The following is a 21,634-nucleotide window of genomic DNA, read 5'->3' on the forward strand; positions in this document are numbered from 1 at the left end:
AGCCTAGATTAATTTATATATTCCCTTGGGTTTACTGGATCTCCATTATACTGTACTTCATAATGAAGGTGTGGACCTGTACTACGACCTGAATTACCAGAAAGAGCAATTACATCTCCTCTTTCAACTTTATCCCCTACTTCAACTAAAAGCCTATTATTATGAGCATATAAAGTCCTATATCCATAGCCATGATCAATAATTACCGTTCTTCCATACCCCCCATGATTTCTTGATAAAACAACTTTTCCACTTCCTGTTGCAATAATCTTATGATTATACCAGATACCAATATCTATACCGCTATGAAATACTTCTCTTTGTAAAACAGGGTGGAGTCTATCACCAAATCCAGAAGTTATTCGACCTTCTCCTCCTCGAACAGGCCACCCCCTTGGCTTAGCTTCTAAATAATTACCATACTCTACAACCTCTTCTCTTAACTGATTTAAATTTTGTCTTTGTTTTGGTAGAATTTCATTTAGCATATCTAAATTTGCTTGTGCATATTTAATTAGGTCTACAGTAGAGTTTTCAGGATCATCAAAAGTATAATATCCAACATTTTGTTCCATATTATTTTTGAAATCACTCATACTTATTTGATCATTAAGTTCTATCAACTCTTTTATTTGTTGGTTTTCCGTTATAACATCACCAAATTGATCTCTAACCTTCTCTATCTCCCCAGTTAATTCAAATAATTGTTCCTTTAAAAATTCATTTTCTTGACTAATACTATTATTTTTATATCTAATATCTTCTAAATTGTTTATCATATCTAACGATATACTATGCTCTCTATAAAAGTAAGCTAAAGATCCTACTAATGATACTATAGCCACTAAAATAAGAGTCAAACATAATTTTATTAGTCCTTTAGATATGTTATAAGTCTTTATATTATTTTGATTTCGAGGAACAATCTTAAAAGTTATTTTATTTTTTTCTTTATAATAATTTGACATACCTAGGTCCCCCTTCTTTTATGATAATATAATATTAGAACATACTAAAACCGCTTTATTATTATATTATTCAACATAAAAGACTTTTTCCCTTTTTAAACTTAAGATTTCAATTTTATTTTTTATTTATCATTTTTCCATATTTTTTTATTTGAAATGTAGCTTAATTATCTATATTCGATGATTTTACTTATTATAATTATTTATAGAATTATCTCTAAAATATGTACGAGAGAAGTATTATCACAAAAACTGATGGTAATAGATTACCTACTTTCAACTTTGTTAGATTAAACATACTAAAAGATATCCCAATTATCAATAAACCACCAACAGCTGTCATATCATTAATAATAGAATCTGTTAAAAAAATAGATATACTACTTGCTAATAATGTAATAGTACCCTGATAAATAAGAACTGGAATTGCTGATAACAAAACTCCTAACCCTAAGGTAGAAGCAAAGGCAATTGCTGAAAATCCATCTAATAAGGATTTAGCATATAAAGTTGAAGGATCACCTAAAATACCGTCTTGTATTGCTCCCATAATAGCCATTGCTCCTACACAATATATTAAACTACATTGAATAAAACCTTCTGCTATATTTCCTTTGTTTCCAAATTTACTTTCTAATAACTTAGCCATTTGATTAAGCTTATCTTCAATTCCAATATATTCACCTATTAATCCACCAATTAACAAACTAAAAATTATTAAAGATATGTTTTCTCCTTCTAAGGCCATCTTCATACCAATAAGTAGTACAGCCAAACTTAAGCCCTGCATAGCTATATCTTTAAATCTATCTTCAAACTTATCACCTAAAAATAATCCAATTCCACCACCAGCTAAGATAGCAATGGTATTTACTATTGTACCTCTCATTAAACTTCCCTTCTTTCTTGATTATTAAACTTACATAAGTATTACTCTTCACTCATTACCCATTACTAGTGGCACGAAAGTGCCACTTCATTACTATTAAATGTAAATTTACAGTTTACCTACAATATCTTTTATAGCTTTAATTGTTCGCTCTATCTCTTCTTCAGTATTAAAATAACCTAAACTTAGCCTTACTGTACCTCTCTCTTCTGTCCCTAAAGTTTTATGGGCCAAGGGCGCACAGTGCAAACCAGTTCTTACCCCTATATTAAAGAATTTATCTAATATATAACCTACTTCCCCAGAGTCTTCATCACCCAAATTAAAGGAGATAACTGATACCCTCTCCTCAATATTTAAAGGACCATATAATATTATTTGAGGTATAGTCTTTAACTTCTCTATTAGGTAAGAAGTTAATCTATCTTCATACTTACTTATCTTCTCTATCCCCTCTTTTAGGATAAACTCTATCCCAGCCTTTAACCCAGCAATACCTGGAGTATTAGATGTTCCACTTTCGTATCTATCCGGTCTAACATTGGGTTGATATAAATCTTCAGAATAACTCCCTGTTCCTCCATACATTAAAGGTTTAAGGGCTATATCTTCTCTTAAATATAGTCCTCCTGTCCCTTGGGGGCCAAATAGCCCCTTATGGCCTGTAAAGGCTAACATGTCAATTTTCATTTCCTGAACATCTATTGCCCGTACTCCTGCTGTTTGAGCAGCATCAACCAAAAAATAAATCCCTTTACCCTCTAATAACTTGCCAACCTCTTCTATAGGAGCTAAAGATCCTGTTACATTAGACCCATGATCCATTATCACCAACTTAGTATTATTATTTAAGGATTCTTTAATCTGCTTAGATTTTATTTGGCCTAAAGAATCTGCCTTAACTATAGTTAATTCAACACCTCTTCTTTCTAATTCTTTTAAAGGTCTTAAAATAGAATTGTGAGCCATAGTGGTAGTAACTACATGGTCTCCAACTTTCAAACTTCCTTTGATAGCCAAGTTTAGAGCCTCTGTGGCATTAGAAGTGAAAATAATTTCCCTAGAACTATTAGCATTAAAGAAAGAGGCTAAGAGTTCTCTTGTTTTAAAGATTAACTCTCCTGCCTCTATAGCCATTTTATGCCCTGCCCTACCTGGGTTAGCACTAGAATTTCTCATAAATTTATCCATAGCCTGATAAACTCTTTCTGGCTTTGGCCAAGTAGTAGCAGCATTATCAAGATAAATCATCTTCTCCCCTCCTATTAATTACTATTGATTATCCCATACCTCTTTAGACTTTGGAAAAGGTTCTAAAGCTCTATCTAAAATACCATGTACATAAGCAATTAACATCCCATAATTAACTACAGGTATTCCCAGACTATGAGCCTTCTTTAATCTATAAAGTATCTCTTTACGGTTAGTCATACACCCTCCACACTGAACGATTAAATCATACCCTTCAATATTTCCAGGAAATTCTCGACCTGAAACATGGTTAAACTCTAAATCACCACCTACAAAACCTCTTATCCAATTTGGTATCTTAACCTTTCCAATATCATCTGCAGTTCGATGGTGAGTACAAGATTCAGCAATTAAGACCTTATCTCCTTCTTTTAATCTCTCTATCCCCTTAACTCCCTTTGTATAAATCTCTAAATCCCCTTTATAACGGGCAAAGAGAATTGAGAACCCAGTCAATAATATATCCTCTGAAACATCAGCACTTACTTCCTTAAAGGCTTGAGAATCTGTTATTACTATTTTAGGATTCTCTTTTAAATTATCTAGGGCACCTTTAAGCTCAGTCTCCTTCACAACTATAGCTTGCGCATCATTATCTAAAACATCTCTTAAGGTCTGAACTTGAGGCAATATCAACCTACCTTTAGGAGCTGCACGGTCAATAGGAACCACCAAAACAACTGTATCTTGAGGCTCTATTAAATCACCAATAATATGTGGTTCTTCAAAATTATCTGGTGCCTTTAAGATAATCTCTTTCTTTAACCTTTCAACCCCTTCTCTTTTAAGAGCACTTACCTTTATAAGATTTAACCCTAATTCCTTAATTAAAGGCTTTAAATCTATTCCATTAGTATCATCATATTTATTAGCTACACCTACAACTGGAATTTCTCTCTCTTTTAACTCTGCTAAGAGCTTTTTTTCATAATCACCAACTCCAACTTGGGGATCAACTACTAAAAGGGCCAAATCCGTTCTACCCAAAACCTCTTTAGTCTTCTTAACTCTTAACTCTCCTAAATCACCCTCATCATCAATCCCAGCTGTATCAATAATAGTAACTGGGCCAATTGGAAGTATCTCCATTGACTTATAGACTGGATCTGTTGTCGTCCCAGCAACATCAGATACTACAGCAAGTTCTTGGTTTGTTAGGGCATTAACTAAAGTCGATTTTCCAACATTTCTTCTCCCAAAGATCCCAATATGTAACCTATTTGCTTGTGGTGTACTTTCCATCTATATCACCTCTATCTATATTCTCTAACTTATCTAAATTTAGATAAGTTGGTACCTTTCGCCGTGCTTCCATAATCGATCTAACTGCAAAGTCTAAGTCAACCATATTCTTCTTACTATAAATTTGATAGTTCTCTCTTAAAGCTGGTGGAGTCATAATCAACATTATTACGTTGGCCCCTACTTCTAAACCTTTAGTTTGGCCCTCTTTAGTTAAAGAAGCTAAAGCAGTTGTAGAAGGTATATAGACATTCTGACAAACCAATCTAACTATAGCTACAACCTTTAAGGATAGTAAAAGATCTCCTGGTGAAAGCTTCTCATAAGGAGTACCTTGAGCAGGTAAGAAAGGGCCAACACCAATCATATGAATCCCATACTCCTTTTGAAACAAGATATCCTGGGCTAAATCTTCTATCTTTTGATTTGGTAAACCAATCATCCCACCAGAACCAGTAATATAACCTAAGTCCTTTAACCATTTAGTATGCTCTCTTCTTTTATGAAAATCATCATCAGGATGAATTTGATTAAATAAATCTAAACTAGCTGTCTCGATCTTTAAGAGATAATTATCAGCACCAGCCTCTTTAAACTTTTCATACTCTTCTTTACTTCTCTCACCCAAGCTTAAAGTAATCTTCATCCCGTATCTTTCTTTTATCTCCTTTATAATATTGATAATCTTCTCTTCTGTATACCAAGGGTCCTCTCCTGATTGTAAGATGACTGTCTCTATACCCAAATCATAAATCTCTTCAACACCCTTTAGTATCTCCTCTTCACTCATCCTGTATCTATAAACATCATTATCTTTACGCAAACCACAATAATTACAGTTCTTTAGGCAATAATTCGAAAATTCAATTGCTGCTCTAACATCTACTGTATCACCTAACATCTCTTGACGAATTCTATCTGAAGCCATAAATAAGGACTTTAATTCAATATCACCTTCAGCCTTTAATAGAGTTATAATTTCTTCTTTATTTAAAACCTGGTCACAAGCTATCTTCTCTAAAACTTTGGCGAATTTATCATCTATATCTAAAGAGAAGATATCAGACCATTCATTACGACGATCCTTCTTAACAATTGGATAAATACCTAGCCAATCAATATTAGTACTTTCAACTACCTCTTCTACCTTAGCCTCTTCTTTACGATCAAAACGGATTGCTGTAGTACAAGCAGAACCAATACCCTTAGGCGTTGGTACTAGTTCTGTATCAATATTATTCTTCTTTAAAAGACTATTGGCTTCTAACATATGGTGGGTAGAAGAACAGATTAAAACTGAACTTTCTCTATTATTATCCGTTATAAACTTGTCTCTCAATGCCATCTTATGATCCTCCTTGGTTTTAGGAATCCGTAAAACTAATTTTAATATCATTATAGTATAACTTTCAAAAAATAAAAGCAAGAATTAAAAATCTTTTTTGAAACCACTAATGGACACGAATTAACACTAATATAATTCAAATTATTATTAAATTATAGTGTTTATTATAGAATTTTTAAATGAAAGTAAATTTTAGATGATTTTTATTTTTAAATCTTTTATTCGTGACTATTCGTGTTCATTAGTGGTAAAAAACTCTTAAGATTTTGAGCTTAAGCTCTAATTGTTAATTGAAGTAACGCTTTATTACTATTAATTATCCTACTGATTCCTGACTCCAGATTCCTTTTTCTAAAGATAAAGATCTCTTTTCCCCTCTTCTATCTCTCTTAATTTTTCCTCAATATCTTCTCTAGTATTATCATCTTCAATTTCAGCCAATTTCTCTGCAATTAATTTATCTCCAACCTCTTTTGTCTTATCAGAAGCATAGTCAACTAAATACTCCTTAAAGGTTAATAGGGCATTTGGCCCGCAGTATCTTTTAATAAAACCTGGAATGGCAAATTCCATAAAATGCTCTCCTGTTCGACCTAAACGGTAACAAGCTGTACAAAAGGACGGCATATAACCATCACTTATTAATTCACCAATAACCTCATCTAATGAACGACTATCACCTATTTCAAATTGTTCTTTATTTAGATCTTGCTCACCATCATCATCAGTATAACCTTTCATCTCTATTCTAGTACCTGCATCTATCTGAGAAACACCTAATTCCATAACCTCTTTTCTTAACTTAGCATCCTCTCTAGCTGTTAGGATCAAACCTGTATAAGGGACTGCAAGCCTTAGTATAGCTACTATCCTCTTAAAGTCCTCATCACTTACTAAATATTCATCGCCAATTTCCATATTAACTGCCCTTTTTAACCTTGGAAAAGAGATAGTATGTGGGCCAACACCATAATTCTCTTCTAAGTGTATAGTATGTTCTAGTAACGCCAAAACCTCATACTTCCAATCATAAAGACCAAATAAAACCCCTATGCCTACATCATCAAGTCCAGCTTCCATAGCCCTATCTAAACCTGTCAACCTCCATTTGTAATCAGACTTTGGTCCGCTTAAATGTACCTTCTTATAGGTATTATGGTGATAAGTTTCTTGAAATATCTGATAAGTTCCTATACCAACCTCTTTTAACTTTTTATACCCTTTAACATCTAAAGGGGCTGCATTAATGTTGGCCCTTCTAATCTCTCCACTATTTTCTTTGGTCTCATAAACTGCTCTTACTGTATCAGCAATAAAATCAGCATCATAATCTGGGTGTTCACCATAAACTAAGATTAATCTTTTTTGGCCCTTGCTTTCTAAGGCCTTAACCTCTCCTTTTAAATCGTCTAAACTTAAAGTACACCTTTCAACCTCTTGATTAGATGCTTTGAAACCACAATATTTACAATTGTTTATACATAAGTTTCCTACATATAAAGGGGCAAAGAGAACAACCCTGTCACCATATACTCTTCGCTTCAATTCTTTGGCCCCAGCAAAAATCTTGTCTATCCACTCCTGCTTATCTGCATTAAGTAAAACCGCTGTCTCCTCTAAAGTTAATCTCTCTTTATTTAAAGACTTCTCTATTATTTTATCTATAATCTCCCCACTAACCTCAATATTATCCAATATATCATTTAACTTTTGATCAGAAATAAAATTATTAAACATATAAACTCCCCCTCTAAAAGTTTACGAATGTTTCATATGAAACATATACATTGATATCATATTATCAACTTTATTTTTTTTAGTCAAAATTATTTGTTATTATATAATATTTCACTTTTTAACTTTCTTATATCTATTATAATATATTTAGATTAAATATGTAATTGATATTTTAATTTATAGGGTGATAAAGCAAAATTCTTAATAATAAAAAAACCTAAATAAATATATCTAAATAAAAATAAAAGACTCTCATACAAAGATACCTTAAAAATTAAGTATCTCATATAAGAATCTTTAAAATCACTCTAGATGAATTATTTTATTCATTTAATAGTTCAACTATCCTAGCCAAATCATCATTTGAATAATACTCTATAACAATCTTACCCTTGTTCTTACCATTTTGAATATTGACTGGAGTTCCTAAAATATTTCTTAACTTATCTTCAACAAAAATTAGGTTGGGATCTTTATTTTTCTTCTTGTTTGCCTTCTTCTTCCCTGAATTATTAACCTCTTTTACTAATCTCTCAGTCTCTCTTACAGTCAACTCCTTCTCTATTATCTTTAAGGTTATCTCTTTTTGTAAATCAATATTATCTAAAGATAATAAAGCTCTAGCATGTCCCATACTAATGTTTTCACGTGAAACTTCTTTTTTAATTTCATCAGGTAATTTTAATAGTCTTAAAGTATTAGAGATAGCAGACCTACTTTTGCCGACTCTTTTTGCTACCTCTCCTTGAGAAAGAGAAAATTTATCGATCAAAGCTTGATAAGCTTCACCCTCTTCTAGAGGATTCAAGTTATCTCTCTGTAAGTTTTCAATCAAAGCAACTTCTAACATCTCTTGTTCACCAAACTCTAAGATTATTGCTTCAATAACTTTAAACCCTAACTTTTTAGTAGCTCTATATCTTCTTTCACCAGCCACAATCTGATACCCCTCATTAACAGGCCTTAAAATAATCGGTTGTATTAATCCATGTTCTTTAATAGATTGACCTAGTTCATCTAATGACTCACTATCAAAGTTACTTCTAGGTTGATATGGATTTACTTTGATCTGCTTAAGAGGAATCTTTTTAATTTCTTCTCCTTGTTTTTTTGATTTGCTCTCTTTGATTACATTATTCTTAGGAGAAATCAATACATCTAAGCCTCTCCCTAATCTCTTTTTAGCCATTCTCAACCACTTCCTTCGCTAAATTTAAATAAGCTTTTGCTCCCCTAGAATCTTTGTCATAAAGATTGATTGGTTCCCCAAAACTTGGTGCTTCACTCAACCTTATATTCCTTGGAATAATAGTATTATAAACAAGGTCATCAAAATGTGTCTTAACTTCACAAGAGACCTGCTCAGATAAATTAGTCCTACCATCATACATAGTTAAGAGAACTCCAGAGATTCTTAAATCAGGGTTTAAACCTCCTCTAACTAACTCAATAGTATTTAAAAGCTGACTTAAACCTTCTAAGGCATAGTATTCACATTGAATAGGTATTAATACAGAATCTGCAGCACTTAAAGCATTTAAAGTTAATAATCCTAAAGATGGTGGGCAATCAATTAAAATATAATCATAATCATCTTTTATCTCTTCTAATAACTGTTTTATCCTATACTCTCGCGAGATGACTGATACAAGTTCTATTTCCGCTCCAGCCAACTCTAAGGTAGCTGGTATCAAATCTAGGCCTTCCATTTTTGTATTATACATTGCCTTCTTTAAATCTACACCTTCAATCAAAACGCTATAGATGCAATTTTCAATACTTGACTTATCTACTCCAACACCACTAGTTGCATTCCCTTGAGGATCAATATCCAATAACAATACCTTTTTTTTCAATTGAGCTAAATAAGATCCTAAATTTACTGCTGTTGTACTCTTTCCTACCCCACCCTTTTGATTTACTATTGAAATTATCTCCACACTTATCCCCCTTTTTTGATCTTATGTAAATAAAATATATATCTTTTACAGTATTATTTCTCTATAAATTAATATTTCGTGAAAAAAAATGTAAAACCCTTCCTTTAGAAAATAAAATAAAAGCACCTAGGTGCTTTTATTTTATAATTCTAAATTTACTGATACCTATTAACTCTTCACCTATATATAAATATATAGAATAGGTTCCAGTATCTTTAGGAATAACCACTTGGCTTCTATTTTTAGTTGAAAAGCTTATATAATCTCTAACAATATTATCAGAAAAACCTTTTAAAGTTAAAGAGTTTATTAATCGATCCCTTGAATCAAACCACTTAACCTTTACATCCCTCTTTTCTCCATCCGCATCCCACTCTACATAGTATTGAACACCCCTATCATCACTTAAACTAAACTCATTTTTAAAAGTTATAGGAATACCTTCTCTATTTAACCCTTCTGTAGTTAGTAAGGTGTTAAGCCTTGTGTTGGCCCATAAGGTATCCATAGCTGAAAAAAAGGTGAGCAAAACTATAACAAAAGCTAATATAAACTTTTTCAAATTAACCACTTCCTTATAATGGTCTCTTTTTAGGCTTACCCGCTCTACGTGGATATTTATCTGGAGTACTAACAACCTTGTCTATAACTACCAAACTTCGATCAGCATCTAAATAAGGAACTTCTACTTCTATTAAGTCATAGAAGCTTCCTCCTAACCTGTCTATAGCTTCTTCTCCTTGGATTATATCATCCTTTACCTCACTTCCCCTTTGAGATAAGAAGATACCTCCTACCTTAACAAAAGGTAGTGTGTACTCTGATAAAATATTCAATGAAGCAACTGCTCGAGCTAAAGAACAATCATACTTCTCACGATACTTTTCATCTTGACCATAATCCTCTGCCCTTCCATGAATATATTCTATATTCTCAAAACCTAACTCTGAACCTACATGTTTTAAGAAGGTAATCCTCTTCTTTAAGGAATCTAATAACGTAAGCTCTAAATGGGGAAAAAGAATCTTTAAAGGAACCCCTGGAAAACCTGCCCCAGTTCCTACATCAATAACTCTTTTAATTTGCCCAAAATCTGCACCTTTTATACATGAAATAGAATCTAAAAAGTGCTTAATTACAATCTCTTCTTCATCATCAATAGCAGTAAGGTTCATCTTCTGATTCCATTCCTTTAAAATCTCCATATATTTTATAAATTGATCAAGCTGTTGCTCATTCAATTCTACCCCTAATTCTCTTGATCCTTTCTTTAATTTATCTATATAATTGCTCATCAATCCTCACCTTCCCTTTCTAAACTCTTTAAATAGATAGTTAAAACAGAGATATCAGCTGGTGATACCCCAGAAATTCTAGAAGCTTGACCTAAAGATATCGGTCTAACCTTATTTAACTTCTCCTTTGCTTCTAGTCTTAAGCTATCTATATCATTATAATCTACCTCTTCTGGTATCTTTTTATCTTCAATTTCTTTTTGTTTATCTATTAACTTCTCTTGTTTTTTGATATACCCCTCATACTTAATCTGAATTTCAACCTCTTCCCTTACATTATAAGGTAGATCAGGTCTATTAGAATCTATCTCCTTTAGGGAATGATAATCTAACTCAGGCCTTTTAATTAACCGGGCCAACGTATCCTTATTATTAAGCTCACTACTATTAAAATTTCTTAAAACTTCTTGAACCTTATCATCAGTTGGGAATACCTCTATACTTTCAAGCCTTTTAATCTCCTCTTCTATTGCTTCTTTCTTTTCTATAAAAGACTCATATCTTTCTTTTGAAATAAGACCTACCTTATATCCAATAGGTGTCAAGCGCAAATCTGCATTATCTTGACGCAAAATCAACCTATGTTCTGCTCTTGAGGTTAACATTCTATAAGGCTCTTCAGTCCCTTTAGTTACTAAATCATCAATTAATACACCAATATAAGCTTCAGACCTCTTTAAAACTAAAGGATCTTCACCTTTTAAACTAAGAGCTGCGTTAATTCCAGCCATCAGACCTTGTGCTCCCGCCTCTTCATAACCGCTAGTTCCATTAATCTGCCCTGCTGTATAAAGGTTTTTAATCGATTTAGTCTCTAATGATGGTTTTAAAAGCATTGGATCTATAGAATCATACTCGATAGCATAAGCAGGTCGAATAATCTCAGCCTCTTCAAATCCATCTAAAGTCCTTAGCATCTCAACCTGTACATCTACAGGTAAAGACGTAGAGAATCCAGATAGATACATTTCATAGATATATTCACCTTCAGGCTCTACAAAGATCTTATGCCGGTTCTTATGGGGAAATCTATCCACTTTAGTCTCTATTGAAGGGCAATATCGTGCTCCTTCTCCCTTTATATCCCCGGAATACATAGGTGATCGATGAAGATTTTCTAAGATAGATTTATGGGTCTTATCATTAGTATAAACCATCCAGCAATCCCTTTGCTCTAACTTATTATCAATATCTTCGTTGTTAAAGGAGAAAGCAATAGAATCTATAGTTCCTGGCTGTATCTCCAACTTACTAAAGTCAATAGTTCTCTTATCGACTCTAGGTGGAGTTCCAGTCTTAAACCTCTTTAAATCAAAACCTAACTCTTCTAAATTATCAGATAGGGCATTAGATGGGAACTGATTATGGGGACCAGAGCTATACCTAACATCACCAATTATAATCTCTCCCTTTAAGAAGGTTCCAGTTGTTAAGATAACCTTCTTGGCTTTAAATGTTACCCCTGTCTTAATTCTCACCCCAGTTACTATAGAATCTTCTACTATCAACTCTACTACCATACCTTGACGTATATCAAGATTATCCTGCCCTTCTAAAACCTTCTTCATCTCAAGACTATAAGTCTTCTTATCTGCTTGAGCTCTCAAAGCGTGAACTGCAGGACCTTTAGAGGTATTTAACATCCTAATTTGGATACATGATTTATCAATGTTCTTAGCCATCTCTCCACCTAAAGCATCTATCTCCCTTACTATATGGCTCTTAGCTGGACCACCAATAGCTGGGTTACAAGGCATTAACCCTATATTATCTAAATCCACTGTCAGGGCCAACGTCCTAAACCCCATCCTAGCAGCTGCCAAAGCAGATTCACAACCTGCATGGCCTGTTCCAACAACAATTACATCATACTCCTTCATTTCTTCCCTCCTCTTTGTAACTCTTCTATATAGATCATCAAAACGGATATATCAGCTGGTGATACACCAGAAATCCTAGAAGCCTGGCCAATAGATAAAGGTCTAATCCTATTTAACTTCTCTCTAGCTTCCTTTCTTAGATTTGTCATCTCCATATAATCTATATTCTCTGGAATCTCCTTCTCTTCCATATGCTTAAACTGCTCTACTTGCTTTAATTGACGTTTAATATAACCTCTATATTTAGTTTCAATCTCTAATTGTTCTCCTACATCTTCACTTACACTTGGTGCTTCTTTAGTAAATCTAACTAAATTATTATAATCTACTTTAGGTCTCTCTAAAATTGTAGCTAAACTTACAGGTTTTTTCAATCCTCCACTACCTAATTCTTCTAATAAAGCACGAACCTCTTTAGTTGGAGTTACCTGAATCTGATTTAATATTTCTAAATTTTCTTTTATACTCTCTCTTTTAGTTTTAACTTTTTTATATTCCTTATCAGTAAGCAAGCCTAAATCATAGCCAATATGGCTTAATCTCAAATCGGCATTATCTTGGCGTAAAATCAACCTATACTCAGCTCTAGAAGTCAACATTCGATAAGGTTCGCTTGTTCCTTTAGTTACTAAATCATCAATCAATACTCCAATATAAGCTTCAGACCTCTTTAAGATTAGTGGTTTTTTGTCTTTATTACTTAAAACAGCATTTATTCCTGCCATTAAACCTTGAGCTGCAGCCTCTTCATAACCACTAGTACCATTGATCTGACCTGCAGTATAAAGGCCTTTAACTACCTTGTTCTCCATAGTAGGATTAAGCTGATAAGGTGGTATATAATCATACTCAACTGCATAACCTGGCCTCATAATCTCAGCCTTTTCCAAACCTGGTACACTTCTAATAACCTTTAATTGTACATCTTCAGGTGTACTGGTAGTTAAACCATTAAGGTATAACTCACTAGTATGAAGACCCTCTGGCTCTACAAAGACTTGATGGGTTGCCTTATCAGGAAATCTCATAATCTTTCTATCAATAGATGGACAGTACCTTGGTCCTTCCCCTTCAACTATCCCTGTAGATAAGGGTGATGAATCTATATTTTCTTCCATAACCCTTTTAGTCTCTTCATTTGTATATGTTAACCAACATGGTAGTTGATCCCTTTCTTCTCTTTCTTCAAAAAATGAGAACTGCAACTCTTTCTTAGCGCTAGGGTGGATAGTCATCTTATCAAAATCAACAGTATTCTTATCTACCCTTGGTGGAGTAGCTGTTTGAAATCTCTTAAGCTTAATGCCAGCTTCCTTTAAACTTTCTGCTAAATCTGTAGAGGCAAACTCCCCTTGTCTACCACCTGTATACTTTATATCACCAATAATAACCTTACCCTTTAAAGAAGTTCCTGTAGTTAAGATTATTTTGTTGGCCCTATAAGTCATACCTGTAATTGTTTTAACACCCTTTACACCATCACCTTCAATGATCAAATCGGTAACAACAGTCTGTTTTAAATCCAAATTGTCTTGATTTTGTAATACCTTAGTCATTTCAAATTGATACTTATGCTTATCAGCTTGAGCACGCAAAGCATGAACTGCTGGCCCTTTAGAGGTATTTAGCATCCTAATATTTATATAAGATTTATCTATATTCTTGCCCATCTCCCCACCTAAAGCATCTATCTCTCTAACAATATGACCTTTAGCTGGACCCCCTATAGATGGATTACATGGCATCAAAGCAATATGGTCTGCATTTAAGGTTAAAAGTAGAGTCTTAGAACCCATTCTTGCAGCAGCTAACGAAGCTTCACACCCTGCGTGTCCAGCACCAATAACTATAATATCATAATTATTCATCTTTATTCCCCCTTATTTACCTAAAAACCTTTCCACTTTTTGTACTCATTTCTTAGTCCTTAGCTCTTACTATTAACTAAAAACCCTCTTTGGGTCTTAAAGAAACCTTCGTGGTCATAATTCTTCATCCTAGAGCTATGAAGAATTATTTTCCTAAACAAAAATCAGCAAAAATTTGATCGATAATATCTTCTCCAATTGTATCACCAGTAATCTCTCCTATTGATTCTAAAGCAGCCCTTAGATCAATAGTAATAAAGTCATTTGGAAGCCCCATTTGGAAGGTCTTTTGTACATCTAATAATCTCCCATAAGCTCTATCTAAGGCATTTTTGTGCCTAATATTGCTAATTAAAGTATCACTATTAGAACTTATATCTCCTCTAAAGATTAAAGAAGATATTGTATCCTCTAGTTTATCAATTCCTTCATTATCTATAGCAGCAGTCTTAACTATATCTTTACTATCTAAAATTAGTTCAATATCTCCTAACTCAATCTCTTCTTTAAGGTCAACCTTATTAATAACCAAGATTATATCTTTATCGTTGGCCTTTTTAACTATGTCTAACTCTTCTTCACTTATAGCTTGGCTAGCATCTAAGACTAACAAAATAAGATCTGCCTCTTTTAATAAGTCTTCAGATTTCTCTACTCCTACCTTCTCTACAACATCCTCAGTCTCTCTAATCCCAGCAGTATCAATTATTTTTACAGGTATTCCATCAATATTAATAACCTCTTCTATTATATCACGAGTTGTTCCAGGAATATCAGTTACAATTGCCCTCTTTTCTCTTAAAAGTGCATTCAACAGGCTAGATTTTCCTACATTAGGCTTACCAATAATAGCAGCTTTAATCCCCTCTTTTAATATCTTTCCCCTATTACTAGTCTTAATAAGATCTTCAACTTTATTTATTATTCCACCAATTCTTGTATCTAACTGATTAGGGTCAAACTCTTCAACCTCATCATCAGGAAAATCAATTGTTGCTTCTAAGTGGGCCAACAAAGATACTATGTCTTGTCTAATATCATTAATCTTATTAGACAAACTACCTTCTAATTGCTTTAAAGCAACCTCTAACCCAGCTTCTGTCTTAGATCTAATCAAATCTGTAATAGCTTCAGCTTGAGCCAAATCTATTCTACCATTTAAAAAAGCCCTTTTAGTAAATTCACCAGGCTCTGCTAAACGGACACCAGCCTTAAGTACTAAATTTAATATCTTTTGTAATACTACTATCCCCCCGTGGCAATTGATCTCAACAACATCTTCAGTTGTGTATGTTTTAGGAGCTTTCATAACTAAGGTTATTACCTCATCAATAATCTTTCCACTTTCTCTTTCTACTATATGTCCATAATGAGCTTTATAACTTGTAGAGTTTATTAATTTATTTTCTTCTTTTCCTTTAAATAACAAATCTACAATTTCTATAGCTTCTGATCCACTTACTCTAATAATCCCGATACCACCATCACCCACAGCAGTTGAAATAGCTGCTATTGTGTCTCTTTTATACACTATTATCCCTCCTATTATTAATAATTTAACCAAAAGTATTTTCAATAATAATTAAACAAACCCAGTATTTTTTTAAATACTGGGTTTGAGATCTATTTAACTTTAATAATTACTTTACGATACGGGTCCCTACCTTCACTATAAGTTTTTACACCTGAAACACCTTGTAAAGTAGAATGAATAATTCTCCTTTCATGAGGTGGCATAGGTTCTAACATAACTTTTCTTCCTGTCTTTTTAGCTTTCTTACACATTCTTAAAGCTAATCTCTCTAAAGACGATCTTCTTCTATTTCTGTAACCTTGAGCATCTAAAATAATCTTTAAATAATTAGATTCTCCCTTGTTAATAGCTAAATTCATTATATACTGTAGAGCATCTAGGTTTTTCCCTCTATATCCAATGATAATACCTAAATCTTCACCAAAGATATTTAAGAATAGGTTATTTTTAGTTGTCTTCTCTTCAATTAACTCTACTTGAAGATCAAGATCCATCTCTTCTATTAATTTACTTAAAAGCTTTAAGCTCTTTTCTGCCTTAGTCTCCTTTTTAATCAACTCTACCTTTGCTTCTTTTTTACCAAAAAGACCTAAGAATCCACCTTTGCCCTTTTCTATTACATTATACTCTATATTATCCTTATCAGTATTTAAATCTTTTATTCCTTTATCAAGGGCCTCTTGGACTGTATTACCTGTAACTATGACCCTATCCATCTTAATTTGATTCCTCCTTTAATTCTACATCAGACTCTTTGTATAAGAAGTACTGTTGTATTGCCATAATCAAAGTAGATGTCATCCAGTATAATAAAACACCTGCTGGTAAACCAAAACCAATTACAACAATGAATAATGGCATAAAGAGTGCAGCTTTATTACTAGAGCCAGAACCAGACATCTGTTGAGTCATTATACTTTGACCTAGCATAACAATACCTGTTAAGATAATTAAGACAATATTACTTTCACTTAAATCAGAAATAAATAAGAAGGATTCTCCATATAATTCTGGCCAATTTTGTAAGGCTCTAAATAAAGCAATTATTATCGGCATCTGAACAATCATAGGTAGACAACCAGCAGCTGGATTAACTTTGTGCTTTTGGTATAACTTCATCATCTCTTGTTGAAGCTTCTCTTGATCATCACCATGTTTTTTCTTTAACTCTTCAATCATAGGTTGTAGCTTTTGCATCTTCTTCATAGACCTAGTCTGCTTAGCATTAAGCGGACCTAAAATTAATCTAACTATTACAGTTAATAAGATAATAGATAAACCATAACTACCTGTAAAATTATAAATAATACTTAACAGATCTTGCATTATATTTCCGATCCATCCAAACATACCACCACTTGTATCTTGAGCCACTCTAATCTCTGCTTCATCATTAGTAAAAAAGGCTTTAGCTCTGTTTCCTTGATCAATTTCAAATTCTACAGGATTATCCTTAATATATTCATCTTCATCAGTAAAGAGATCCCAATGCTCAAAAGTTTCCTCAGGCTGAGCAACTAAAGTAACAATATCGCCTCTCTCATATGTTTGTTTATCAGACTCTACTAAAATAGTGCTCTCATTTCCCTCAATAACATCTACCCTAAAATCTGTAGAACAACCAGTTAGTATAAGAATTAAACCTAAAAATATAAAAAACGAAAATTTTCTCTTTGTATTCACCCTAACTCCTCCTAGTTAATTTAATCTAATGGATCATATCCTCCTTTATTTAAAGGATGACATCGTAATATTCTCTTTATAGCCTTTATTCCTCCCTTTAAAAGACCATACCTTTTTAAAGCTTTAATTGCATATGAAGAGCAAGTAGGATAGAACCTACAACTTCTAAAAGGTTTTAGTGGAGAAATAAACTTTTGATAAAATCTAATAAATCCAATAAAAATTTTGCTTAGAATACTCATAAAAATCAATCCTTTAATATCTTACTTCTCTTTAATAGACGATTAAAAGACTTGTCAATCTGCTTATAGGAAGCTCCAACAATCGGTTTTCTTGCAATAATAACTAAATCTAAACCACTTTCTATCTTATCTTTATTATTTCTATAAACCTCTCTTAAGAGGCGTTTAACCTTATTTCTAACAACAGCTTTGCCTATCTTTTTACTAACAGAATATCCAACTCTTCTCATATTATCATTCTTCTTTTTTAATACATATAAAACAATCAATCTATCAGCAGTTGAATTACCATACTTATATACTCTCTTAAACTCATATGTCTTCTTTAATCTATCATCTATCTCCATTAAATTAATTCCTCCTAAAAAGAATTGCTTAAAAGATATATTTAAAAATTATTCTTTCAAAAGCATTCTATTCAATTATAAATTATAATATCAACTTATGTCAAGAGATATAAGTCCTTTTCAACAAATTATCCACAAAAACTGTTGATAATTTGTTTATAATTTGTTATTATTATCTTACTGTCTATCCTATTTGCAAAAAAAATTTTAATAAGCAGTTAAAAATATAATTAGTTATTCACAGATTTTACTTGAATCTTTGAATAACTAATTATATTTTTAAGAAAAAATCATATATAACAAAGTTATCCACAGAGTTATTAACATTTCTTGTGGATAACTTTATTTTAGGAGGTTTTCCTGTGGATAAAAAAGAAATAAAGAAGCTTTGGAATTCAACTTTAGAGGCTATCGATAAAAAATTAAGTACACCAAGCTTTGAAACTTGGTTTAAACCAACAAAAATAATAGCAATACAAAATAACACGGTTTTTATAGAGGTGCCCAATGAGTTTGCTAAAGATTGGCTTAAAACTAAATATGAAAAATTAATCAAGAAATCACTATTACAGGTCTCTGATAATGACTATAAAATTAAGTTCATTATTCCAGAGATGCGTGAAGAAGAGATACTATTAAATGAAAAAGAAGAAATTGTTTTAGAAACTAAAAAAGTAAAACAAAAAAATAAAGAAGAGATAAAAAATTCTGTGCTTAATCCTAAATATACATTCGATTCCTTTGTTATAGGTAATAGTAATCGATTCGCTCATGCTGCTTCTTTAGCCGTTGCTGAAGCACCTGCAAAAGCTTATAACCCGTTCTTTATTTATGGAGATGTAGGATTAGGAAAAACACATCTTATGCATGCTATTGGTCACTATATAATAAAGCATAATTCAAATATGAAAGTAATGTATTTAACTTCAGAAGAATTTACTAATAGACTGATTAACTCTATAAGATATGACAAAACCATAGAATTTCGTAATGAATATAGAAATATAGATATTCTTCTTATTGACGACATCCAGTTTTTAGCAGGTAAAGAAAGAACTCAAGAGGAATTCTTTCATACCTTCAATGCTTTACATGATGCTAATAAGCAGATTATTATTTCCAGTGATAGACCACCAAAGGAAATCCCTACCCTTGAGGAAAGATTAAGATCAAGATTTGAATGGGGACTAATAACCGATATTCAAGAACCTGATTTAGAAACTAGAATTGCAATACTAAAGAAAAAAGCAACACTAGAAGATTTAGAAGTCCCTAATAATGTAATTGTATATATTGCTAATCAAATTCAATCTAATATTCGTGAACTTGAAGGGGCATTAATTAGAGTGGTTGCTTATTCTTCTTTAACAAATGAATCTATAACTATTAGCTTAGCTCAAGAAGCATTAAAAAATATTGTTAATAAATCTCAAAACCGCCCAAAAGAAATAACTGTAAATCTTATAAAAGAAATTATTTGTCAACATTATGGCATAACTCTTAATGATATTGATTCTAAAAAAAGAACAAGAGCTATCTCTTTTCCTCGACAAGTTGCTATGTATATATCACGAGAATTAACAGATCTTTCTTTTCCTCAAATTGGAAACAGGTTTGGAGGAAGAGATCATAGTACAGTCTTACATGGATATGATAAAATTCAAAAGAAAATACAAGAAGATATCTCTTTTAATAAAATAGTAACCGATATAATAGCTAAAATCAAGGGATAACTCTGTGGATAACTCTGTGGATAACCTGTGGATAACCTGTGGATAAGTGAAAAAAGCTGTGCAAAACTTTTTCTATTAACAGGTGCTTGTGGATACTGTGGATAACTTACACAGGGTTATCCACAGTCTTTCCACAGGCTTGAGCCTTAGAGTTATATAGTCTCATTGCACTTATCCACATTATCCACAAGCCCTACTACTACTACTACTATCTTATTTATATATATATAGAATTAAAATAATATATTATAAGAAGGCTTTTCACCTGCAAACATAAGGGATTAAATAACCCTTTAAATTTAATAGATTATTTAAGATTCAACAAGGAGGTGTTATATGAAGGTAAAAGTCAACCAAGAATCTCTTTATAATGCATTAAAAAAAGTCAATAGAGCAGTTTCTTCTAAAGCAACATTACCTATACTTTCAGGAATAGCATTAGAGGGATATGAAAATAACTTAAGGTTTATTGGTACAGACTTACAGATAGGTATTGAATCTAATATAAAAGCAGATATTATAAGAGAAGGATCTATTGTTTTACCAGCTCAATTTATAACAGACATAATAAAAGAATTACCTAAAGGGGATATTATAATTTCAGCTGATTCATCTAATAATACTGCACAAATACTAACAGATAATTCTAAGTTTAACTTATATTCTTCACCAACAGATCAATTTCCTTTATTGCCTGAATTAGATTCAGATATAAATTTAGTAATTTCACAAAAGAAATTAAAAAAACTAATTAGAAAAATAATCTTTGCAACATCTGATGATAGTTATAAAGCAATTCTTGCCGGAGCTCTTTTGGTTATGGGAGAGAATCAAATAGAAATAATAGCTACAGACACTTATAGATTAGTTTATCATAAAATTAGTTTAGAGGATGAAAGGCTGCCATCTAAAAAGCTAATAATTCCAAATAAAACATTAAAAGAATTAGAAAATCTATTGAATAATTCAGATGAGTTGGTTCATATTATACTAGATGACAATAAATTATCTTTTAAGTTTTCTGAGACAAATCTTATTACAAGAACTATAGAAGGAGATTTTCCAAATTATAAAGATGTAATTCCAAAAGCTAATGAAAAAATAGCTATTGTAAAAAAAGAGATGCTTTTTAATACACTTAAAAGGGCCAACTTGTTAAAGGATAGAAGAAAAAAGTCTGTGGATTTGAAATTTAATGCTAATCTGTTGAATGTAGAAGCTAATTCACCAGGAGTTGGTAACTATCACGAAGGTATTACTTTAGAATCAAAGGTAGAGCAATTGAAAATATCTTTTGATGTGGGTTATTTACTTGATTGTTTAAAAGTAATAGACGATGATGAAATTATAATTAGATTATCTAATCCTTTATCACCAGCTCTTATTAAACCTAAGTCAGATAATAATTATAAGTGTGTTATTATGCCTATTAGATAAAAAATATAAAAAAGGGGTTTTTAAATATGGAAAATATAAAGATAAATACTGAAAACATAAAGTTAGATCAATTCTTAAAGTGGGCCAACATCGTTTCCACAGGTGGTGAAGCTAAAATAATAATTCAAGAAGGAGAAGTAGAGGTCAATGGAGAAATAGAAAGAAAGAGAGGAAGAAGGTTAAAAGAGAGTGATGTAGTAGAGTGCTTTAACAGAAAATATAAAATCACAACCTCTTAAGGGG

Annotated in this window: 20 protein-coding genes; 3 read left to right on the forward strand and 17 right to left on the reverse strand. The window is 32.1% G+C overall.

Annotated features, from left to right (window positions below):
• Nucleotides 1-8: 8 nt before the first annotated feature.
• The 17 genes from HALSAC_RS17645 to rnpA form a co-directional block, all read right to left on the reverse strand.
• Nucleotides 9-968, reverse strand: a complete 960-nt coding sequence (locus HALSAC_RS17645) for a M23 family metallopeptidase (protein ID WP_051412108.1) — start codon at nucleotides 966-968, stop codon at nucleotides 9-11.
• 217 nt (nucleotides 969-1,185) lie between these two features.
• Nucleotides 1,186-1,857, reverse strand: coding sequence for a DUF554 domain-containing protein (locus HALSAC_RS0106970; RefSeq protein WP_027339668.1), 672 nt, complete (start codon nucleotides 1,855-1,857; stop codon nucleotides 1,186-1,188).
• A 108-nt stretch (nucleotides 1,858-1,965) separates the two neighbouring features.
• A complete protein-coding gene (locus HALSAC_RS0106975) occupies nucleotides 1,966-3,108 on the reverse strand; it encodes an aminotransferase class V-fold PLP-dependent enzyme (RefSeq protein ID WP_027339669.1) in 1,143 nt (380 codons plus the stop codon).
• Nucleotides 3,109-3,129: 21 nt separating this feature from the next.
• Nucleotides 3,130-4,350 (reverse strand): [FeFe] hydrogenase H-cluster maturation GTPase HydF, encoded by a 1,221-nt coding sequence (hydF, locus tag HALSAC_RS0106980; protein WP_027339670.1) that lies wholly within the window; start codon nucleotides 4,348-4,350, stop codon nucleotides 3,130-3,132.
• Nucleotides 4,325-5,695 (reverse strand): [FeFe] hydrogenase H-cluster radical SAM maturase HydE, encoded by a 1,371-nt coding sequence (gene hydE, locus HALSAC_RS0106985; RefSeq protein ID WP_027339671.1) that lies wholly within the window; start codon nucleotides 5,693-5,695, stop codon nucleotides 4,325-4,327. The genes hydF and hydE overlap by 26 nt, the downstream gene beginning before the upstream one ends.
• A gap of 351 nt (nucleotides 5,696-6,046) precedes the next feature.
• Entirely contained in the window at nucleotides 6,047-7,432 is a 1,386-nt protein-coding gene (hydG, locus tag HALSAC_RS0106990; RefSeq protein ID WP_027339672.1) for a [FeFe] hydrogenase H-cluster radical SAM maturase HydG, read from the reverse strand.
• 322 nt (nucleotides 7,433-7,754) lie between these two features.
• Complete coding sequence (locus HALSAC_RS0106995; protein WP_027339673.1) at nucleotides 7,755-8,621, reverse strand: ParB/RepB/Spo0J family partition protein; 867 nt, start codon at nucleotides 8,619-8,621, stop codon at nucleotides 7,755-7,757.
• On the reverse strand, nucleotides 8,614-9,372 hold the full coding sequence (locus HALSAC_RS0107000) for a ParA family protein (RefSeq protein ID WP_035571374.1): 759 nt from the start codon (nucleotides 9,370-9,372) through the stop codon (nucleotides 8,614-8,616). Before HALSAC_RS0107000 ends, HALSAC_RS0106995 begins: the two co-directional genes overlap by 8 nt.
• 136 nt (nucleotides 9,373-9,508) lie before the next feature.
• Nucleotides 9,509-9,934 (reverse strand): hypothetical protein, encoded by a 426-nt coding sequence (locus tag HALSAC_RS0107005; protein WP_027339675.1) that lies wholly within the window; start codon nucleotides 9,932-9,934, stop codon nucleotides 9,509-9,511.
• Nucleotides 9,935-9,947: 13 nt separating this feature from the next.
• A complete protein-coding gene (rsmG, locus tag HALSAC_RS0107010; RefSeq protein WP_027339676.1) occupies nucleotides 9,948-10,667 on the reverse strand; it encodes a 16S rRNA (guanine(527)-N(7))-methyltransferase RsmG in 720 nt (239 codons plus the stop codon).
• Nucleotides 10,667-12,547 (reverse strand): tRNA uridine-5-carboxymethylaminomethyl(34) synthesis enzyme MnmG, encoded by a 1,881-nt coding sequence (gene mnmG / locus HALSAC_RS0107015; RefSeq protein WP_027339677.1) that lies wholly within the window; start codon nucleotides 12,545-12,547, stop codon nucleotides 10,667-10,669. The genes rsmG and mnmG (HALSAC_RS0107015) overlap by 1 nt, the downstream gene beginning before the upstream one ends.
• A complete protein-coding gene (gene mnmG / locus HALSAC_RS0107020) occupies nucleotides 12,544-14,415 on the reverse strand; it encodes a tRNA uridine-5-carboxymethylaminomethyl(34) synthesis enzyme MnmG (protein WP_027339678.1) in 1,872 nt (623 codons plus the stop codon). Before mnmG (HALSAC_RS0107020) ends, mnmG (HALSAC_RS0107015) begins: the two co-directional genes overlap by 4 nt.
• Nucleotides 14,416-14,560: 145 nt before the next feature.
• Nucleotides 14,561-15,946, reverse strand: coding sequence for a tRNA uridine-5-carboxymethylaminomethyl(34) synthesis GTPase MnmE (gene mnmE / locus HALSAC_RS0107025; RefSeq protein WP_027339679.1), 1,386 nt, complete (start codon nucleotides 15,944-15,946; stop codon nucleotides 14,561-14,563).
• Nucleotides 15,947-16,038: 92 nt separating this feature from the next.
• A complete protein-coding gene (jag, locus tag HALSAC_RS0107030) occupies nucleotides 16,039-16,665 on the reverse strand; it encodes an RNA-binding cell elongation regulator Jag/EloR (RefSeq protein ID WP_027339680.1) in 627 nt (208 codons plus the stop codon).
• A 1-nt stretch (nucleotide 16,666) separates the two neighbouring features.
• Nucleotides 16,667-17,632, reverse strand: a complete 966-nt coding sequence (locus tag HALSAC_RS0107035; protein ID WP_245579438.1) for a YidC/Oxa1 family membrane protein insertase — start codon at nucleotides 17,630-17,632, stop codon at nucleotides 16,667-16,669.
• Nucleotides 17,633-17,652: 20 nt separating this feature from the next.
• The gene (gene yidD, locus HALSAC_RS0107040) at nucleotides 17,653-17,874 is read right to left on the reverse strand and encodes a membrane protein insertion efficiency factor YidD (protein ID WP_035571377.1); all 222 of its coding nucleotides are present in this window, start codon (nucleotides 17,872-17,874) and stop codon (nucleotides 17,653-17,655) included.
• Between the two features lie 5 nt (nucleotides 17,875-17,879).
• A complete protein-coding gene (gene rnpA / locus HALSAC_RS0107045; protein WP_027339683.1) occupies nucleotides 17,880-18,221 on the reverse strand; it encodes a ribonuclease P protein component in 342 nt (113 codons plus the stop codon).
• A gap of 362 nt (nucleotides 18,222-18,583) precedes the next feature.
• Between rnpA and dnaA the strand changes: the two genes are divergently transcribed.
• From dnaA to HALSAC_RS0107060, 3 genes are all read left to right on the forward strand, one after another.
• Nucleotides 18,584-19,954 carry a chromosomal replication initiator protein DnaA gene (gene dnaA / locus HALSAC_RS0107050; RefSeq protein ID WP_027339684.1) on the forward strand — a complete coding sequence of 457 codons (1,371 nt, stop codon included), beginning with the start codon at nucleotides 18,584-18,586 and terminating at the stop codon, nucleotides 19,952-19,954.
• Nucleotides 19,955-20,290: 336 nt separating this feature from the next.
• On the forward strand, nucleotides 20,291-21,391 hold the full coding sequence (dnaN, locus tag HALSAC_RS0107055) for a DNA polymerase III subunit beta (protein ID WP_027339685.1): 1,101 nt from the start codon (nucleotides 20,291-20,293) through the stop codon (nucleotides 21,389-21,391).
• 26 nt (nucleotides 21,392-21,417) lie between these two features.
• Nucleotides 21,418-21,630 (forward strand): RNA-binding S4 domain-containing protein, encoded by a 213-nt coding sequence (locus HALSAC_RS0107060; protein WP_027339686.1) that lies wholly within the window; start codon nucleotides 21,418-21,420, stop codon nucleotides 21,628-21,630.
• The last annotated feature ends 4 nt before the right edge of the window (nucleotides 21,631-21,634 follow it).

The sequence above is a fragment of the Halonatronum saccharophilum DSM 13868 genome (genome assembly GCF_000517025.1).
In the GTDB taxonomy this organism is placed as follows: Bacteria; Bacillota; Halanaerobiia; order Halobacteroidales; family Halobacteroidaceae; genus Halonatronum; species Halonatronum saccharophilum.

Bases quoted from the DNA above. Each gene is read 5' to 3' on its own strand.
- HALSAC_RS17645 (WP_051412108.1), bottom strand. From the start codon at position 968: ATGTCAAATTATTATAAAGAAAAAAATAAAATAACTTTTAAGATTGTT.
- HALSAC_RS0106970 (WP_027339668.1), bottom strand. From the start codon at position 1,857: ATGAGAGGTACAATAGTAAATACCATTGCTATCTTAGCTGGTGGTGGA.
- HALSAC_RS0106975 (WP_027339669.1), bottom strand. From the start codon at position 3,108: ATGATTTATCTTGATAATGCTGCTACTACTTGGCCAAAGCCAGAAAGA.
- hydF (WP_027339670.1), bottom strand. From the start codon at position 4,350: ATGGAAAGTACACCACAAGCAAATAGGTTACATATTGGGATCTTTGGG.
- hydE (WP_027339671.1), bottom strand. From the start codon at position 5,695: ATGGCATTGAGAGACAAGTTTATAACGGATAATAATAGAGAAAGTTCA.
- hydG (WP_027339672.1), bottom strand. From the start codon at position 7,432: ATGTTTAATAATTTTATTTCTGATCAAAAGTTAAATGATATATTGGAT.
- HALSAC_RS0106995 (WP_027339673.1), bottom strand. From the start codon at position 8,621: ATGGCTAAAAAGAGATTAGGGAGAGGCTTAGATGTATTGATTTCTCCT.
- rsmG (WP_027339676.1), bottom strand. From the start codon at position 10,667: ATGAGCAATTATATAGATAAATTAAAGAAAGGATCAAGAGAATTAGGG.
- mnmG (WP_027339677.1), bottom strand. From the start codon at position 12,547: ATGAAGGAGTATGATGTAATTGTTGTTGGAACAGGCCATGCAGGTTGT.
- mnmG (WP_027339678.1), bottom strand. From the start codon at position 14,415: ATGAATAATTATGATATTATAGTTATTGGTGCTGGACACGCAGGGTGT.
- jag (WP_027339680.1), bottom strand. From the start codon at position 16,665: ATGGATAGGGTCATAGTTACAGGTAATACAGTCCAAGAGGCCCTTGAT.
- yidD (WP_035571377.1), bottom strand. From the start codon at position 17,874: ATGAGTATTCTAAGCAAAATTTTTATTGGATTTATTAGATTTTATCAA.
- rnpA (WP_027339683.1), bottom strand. From the start codon at position 18,221: ATGGAGATAGATGATAGATTAAAGAAGACATATGAGTTTAAGAGAGTA.
- dnaN (WP_027339685.1), top strand. From the start codon at position 20,291: ATGAAGGTAAAAGTCAACCAAGAATCTCTTTATAATGCATTAAAAAAA.
- HALSAC_RS0107060 (WP_027339686.1), top strand. From the start codon at position 21,418: ATGGAAAATATAAAGATAAATACTGAAAACATAAAGTTAGATCAATTC.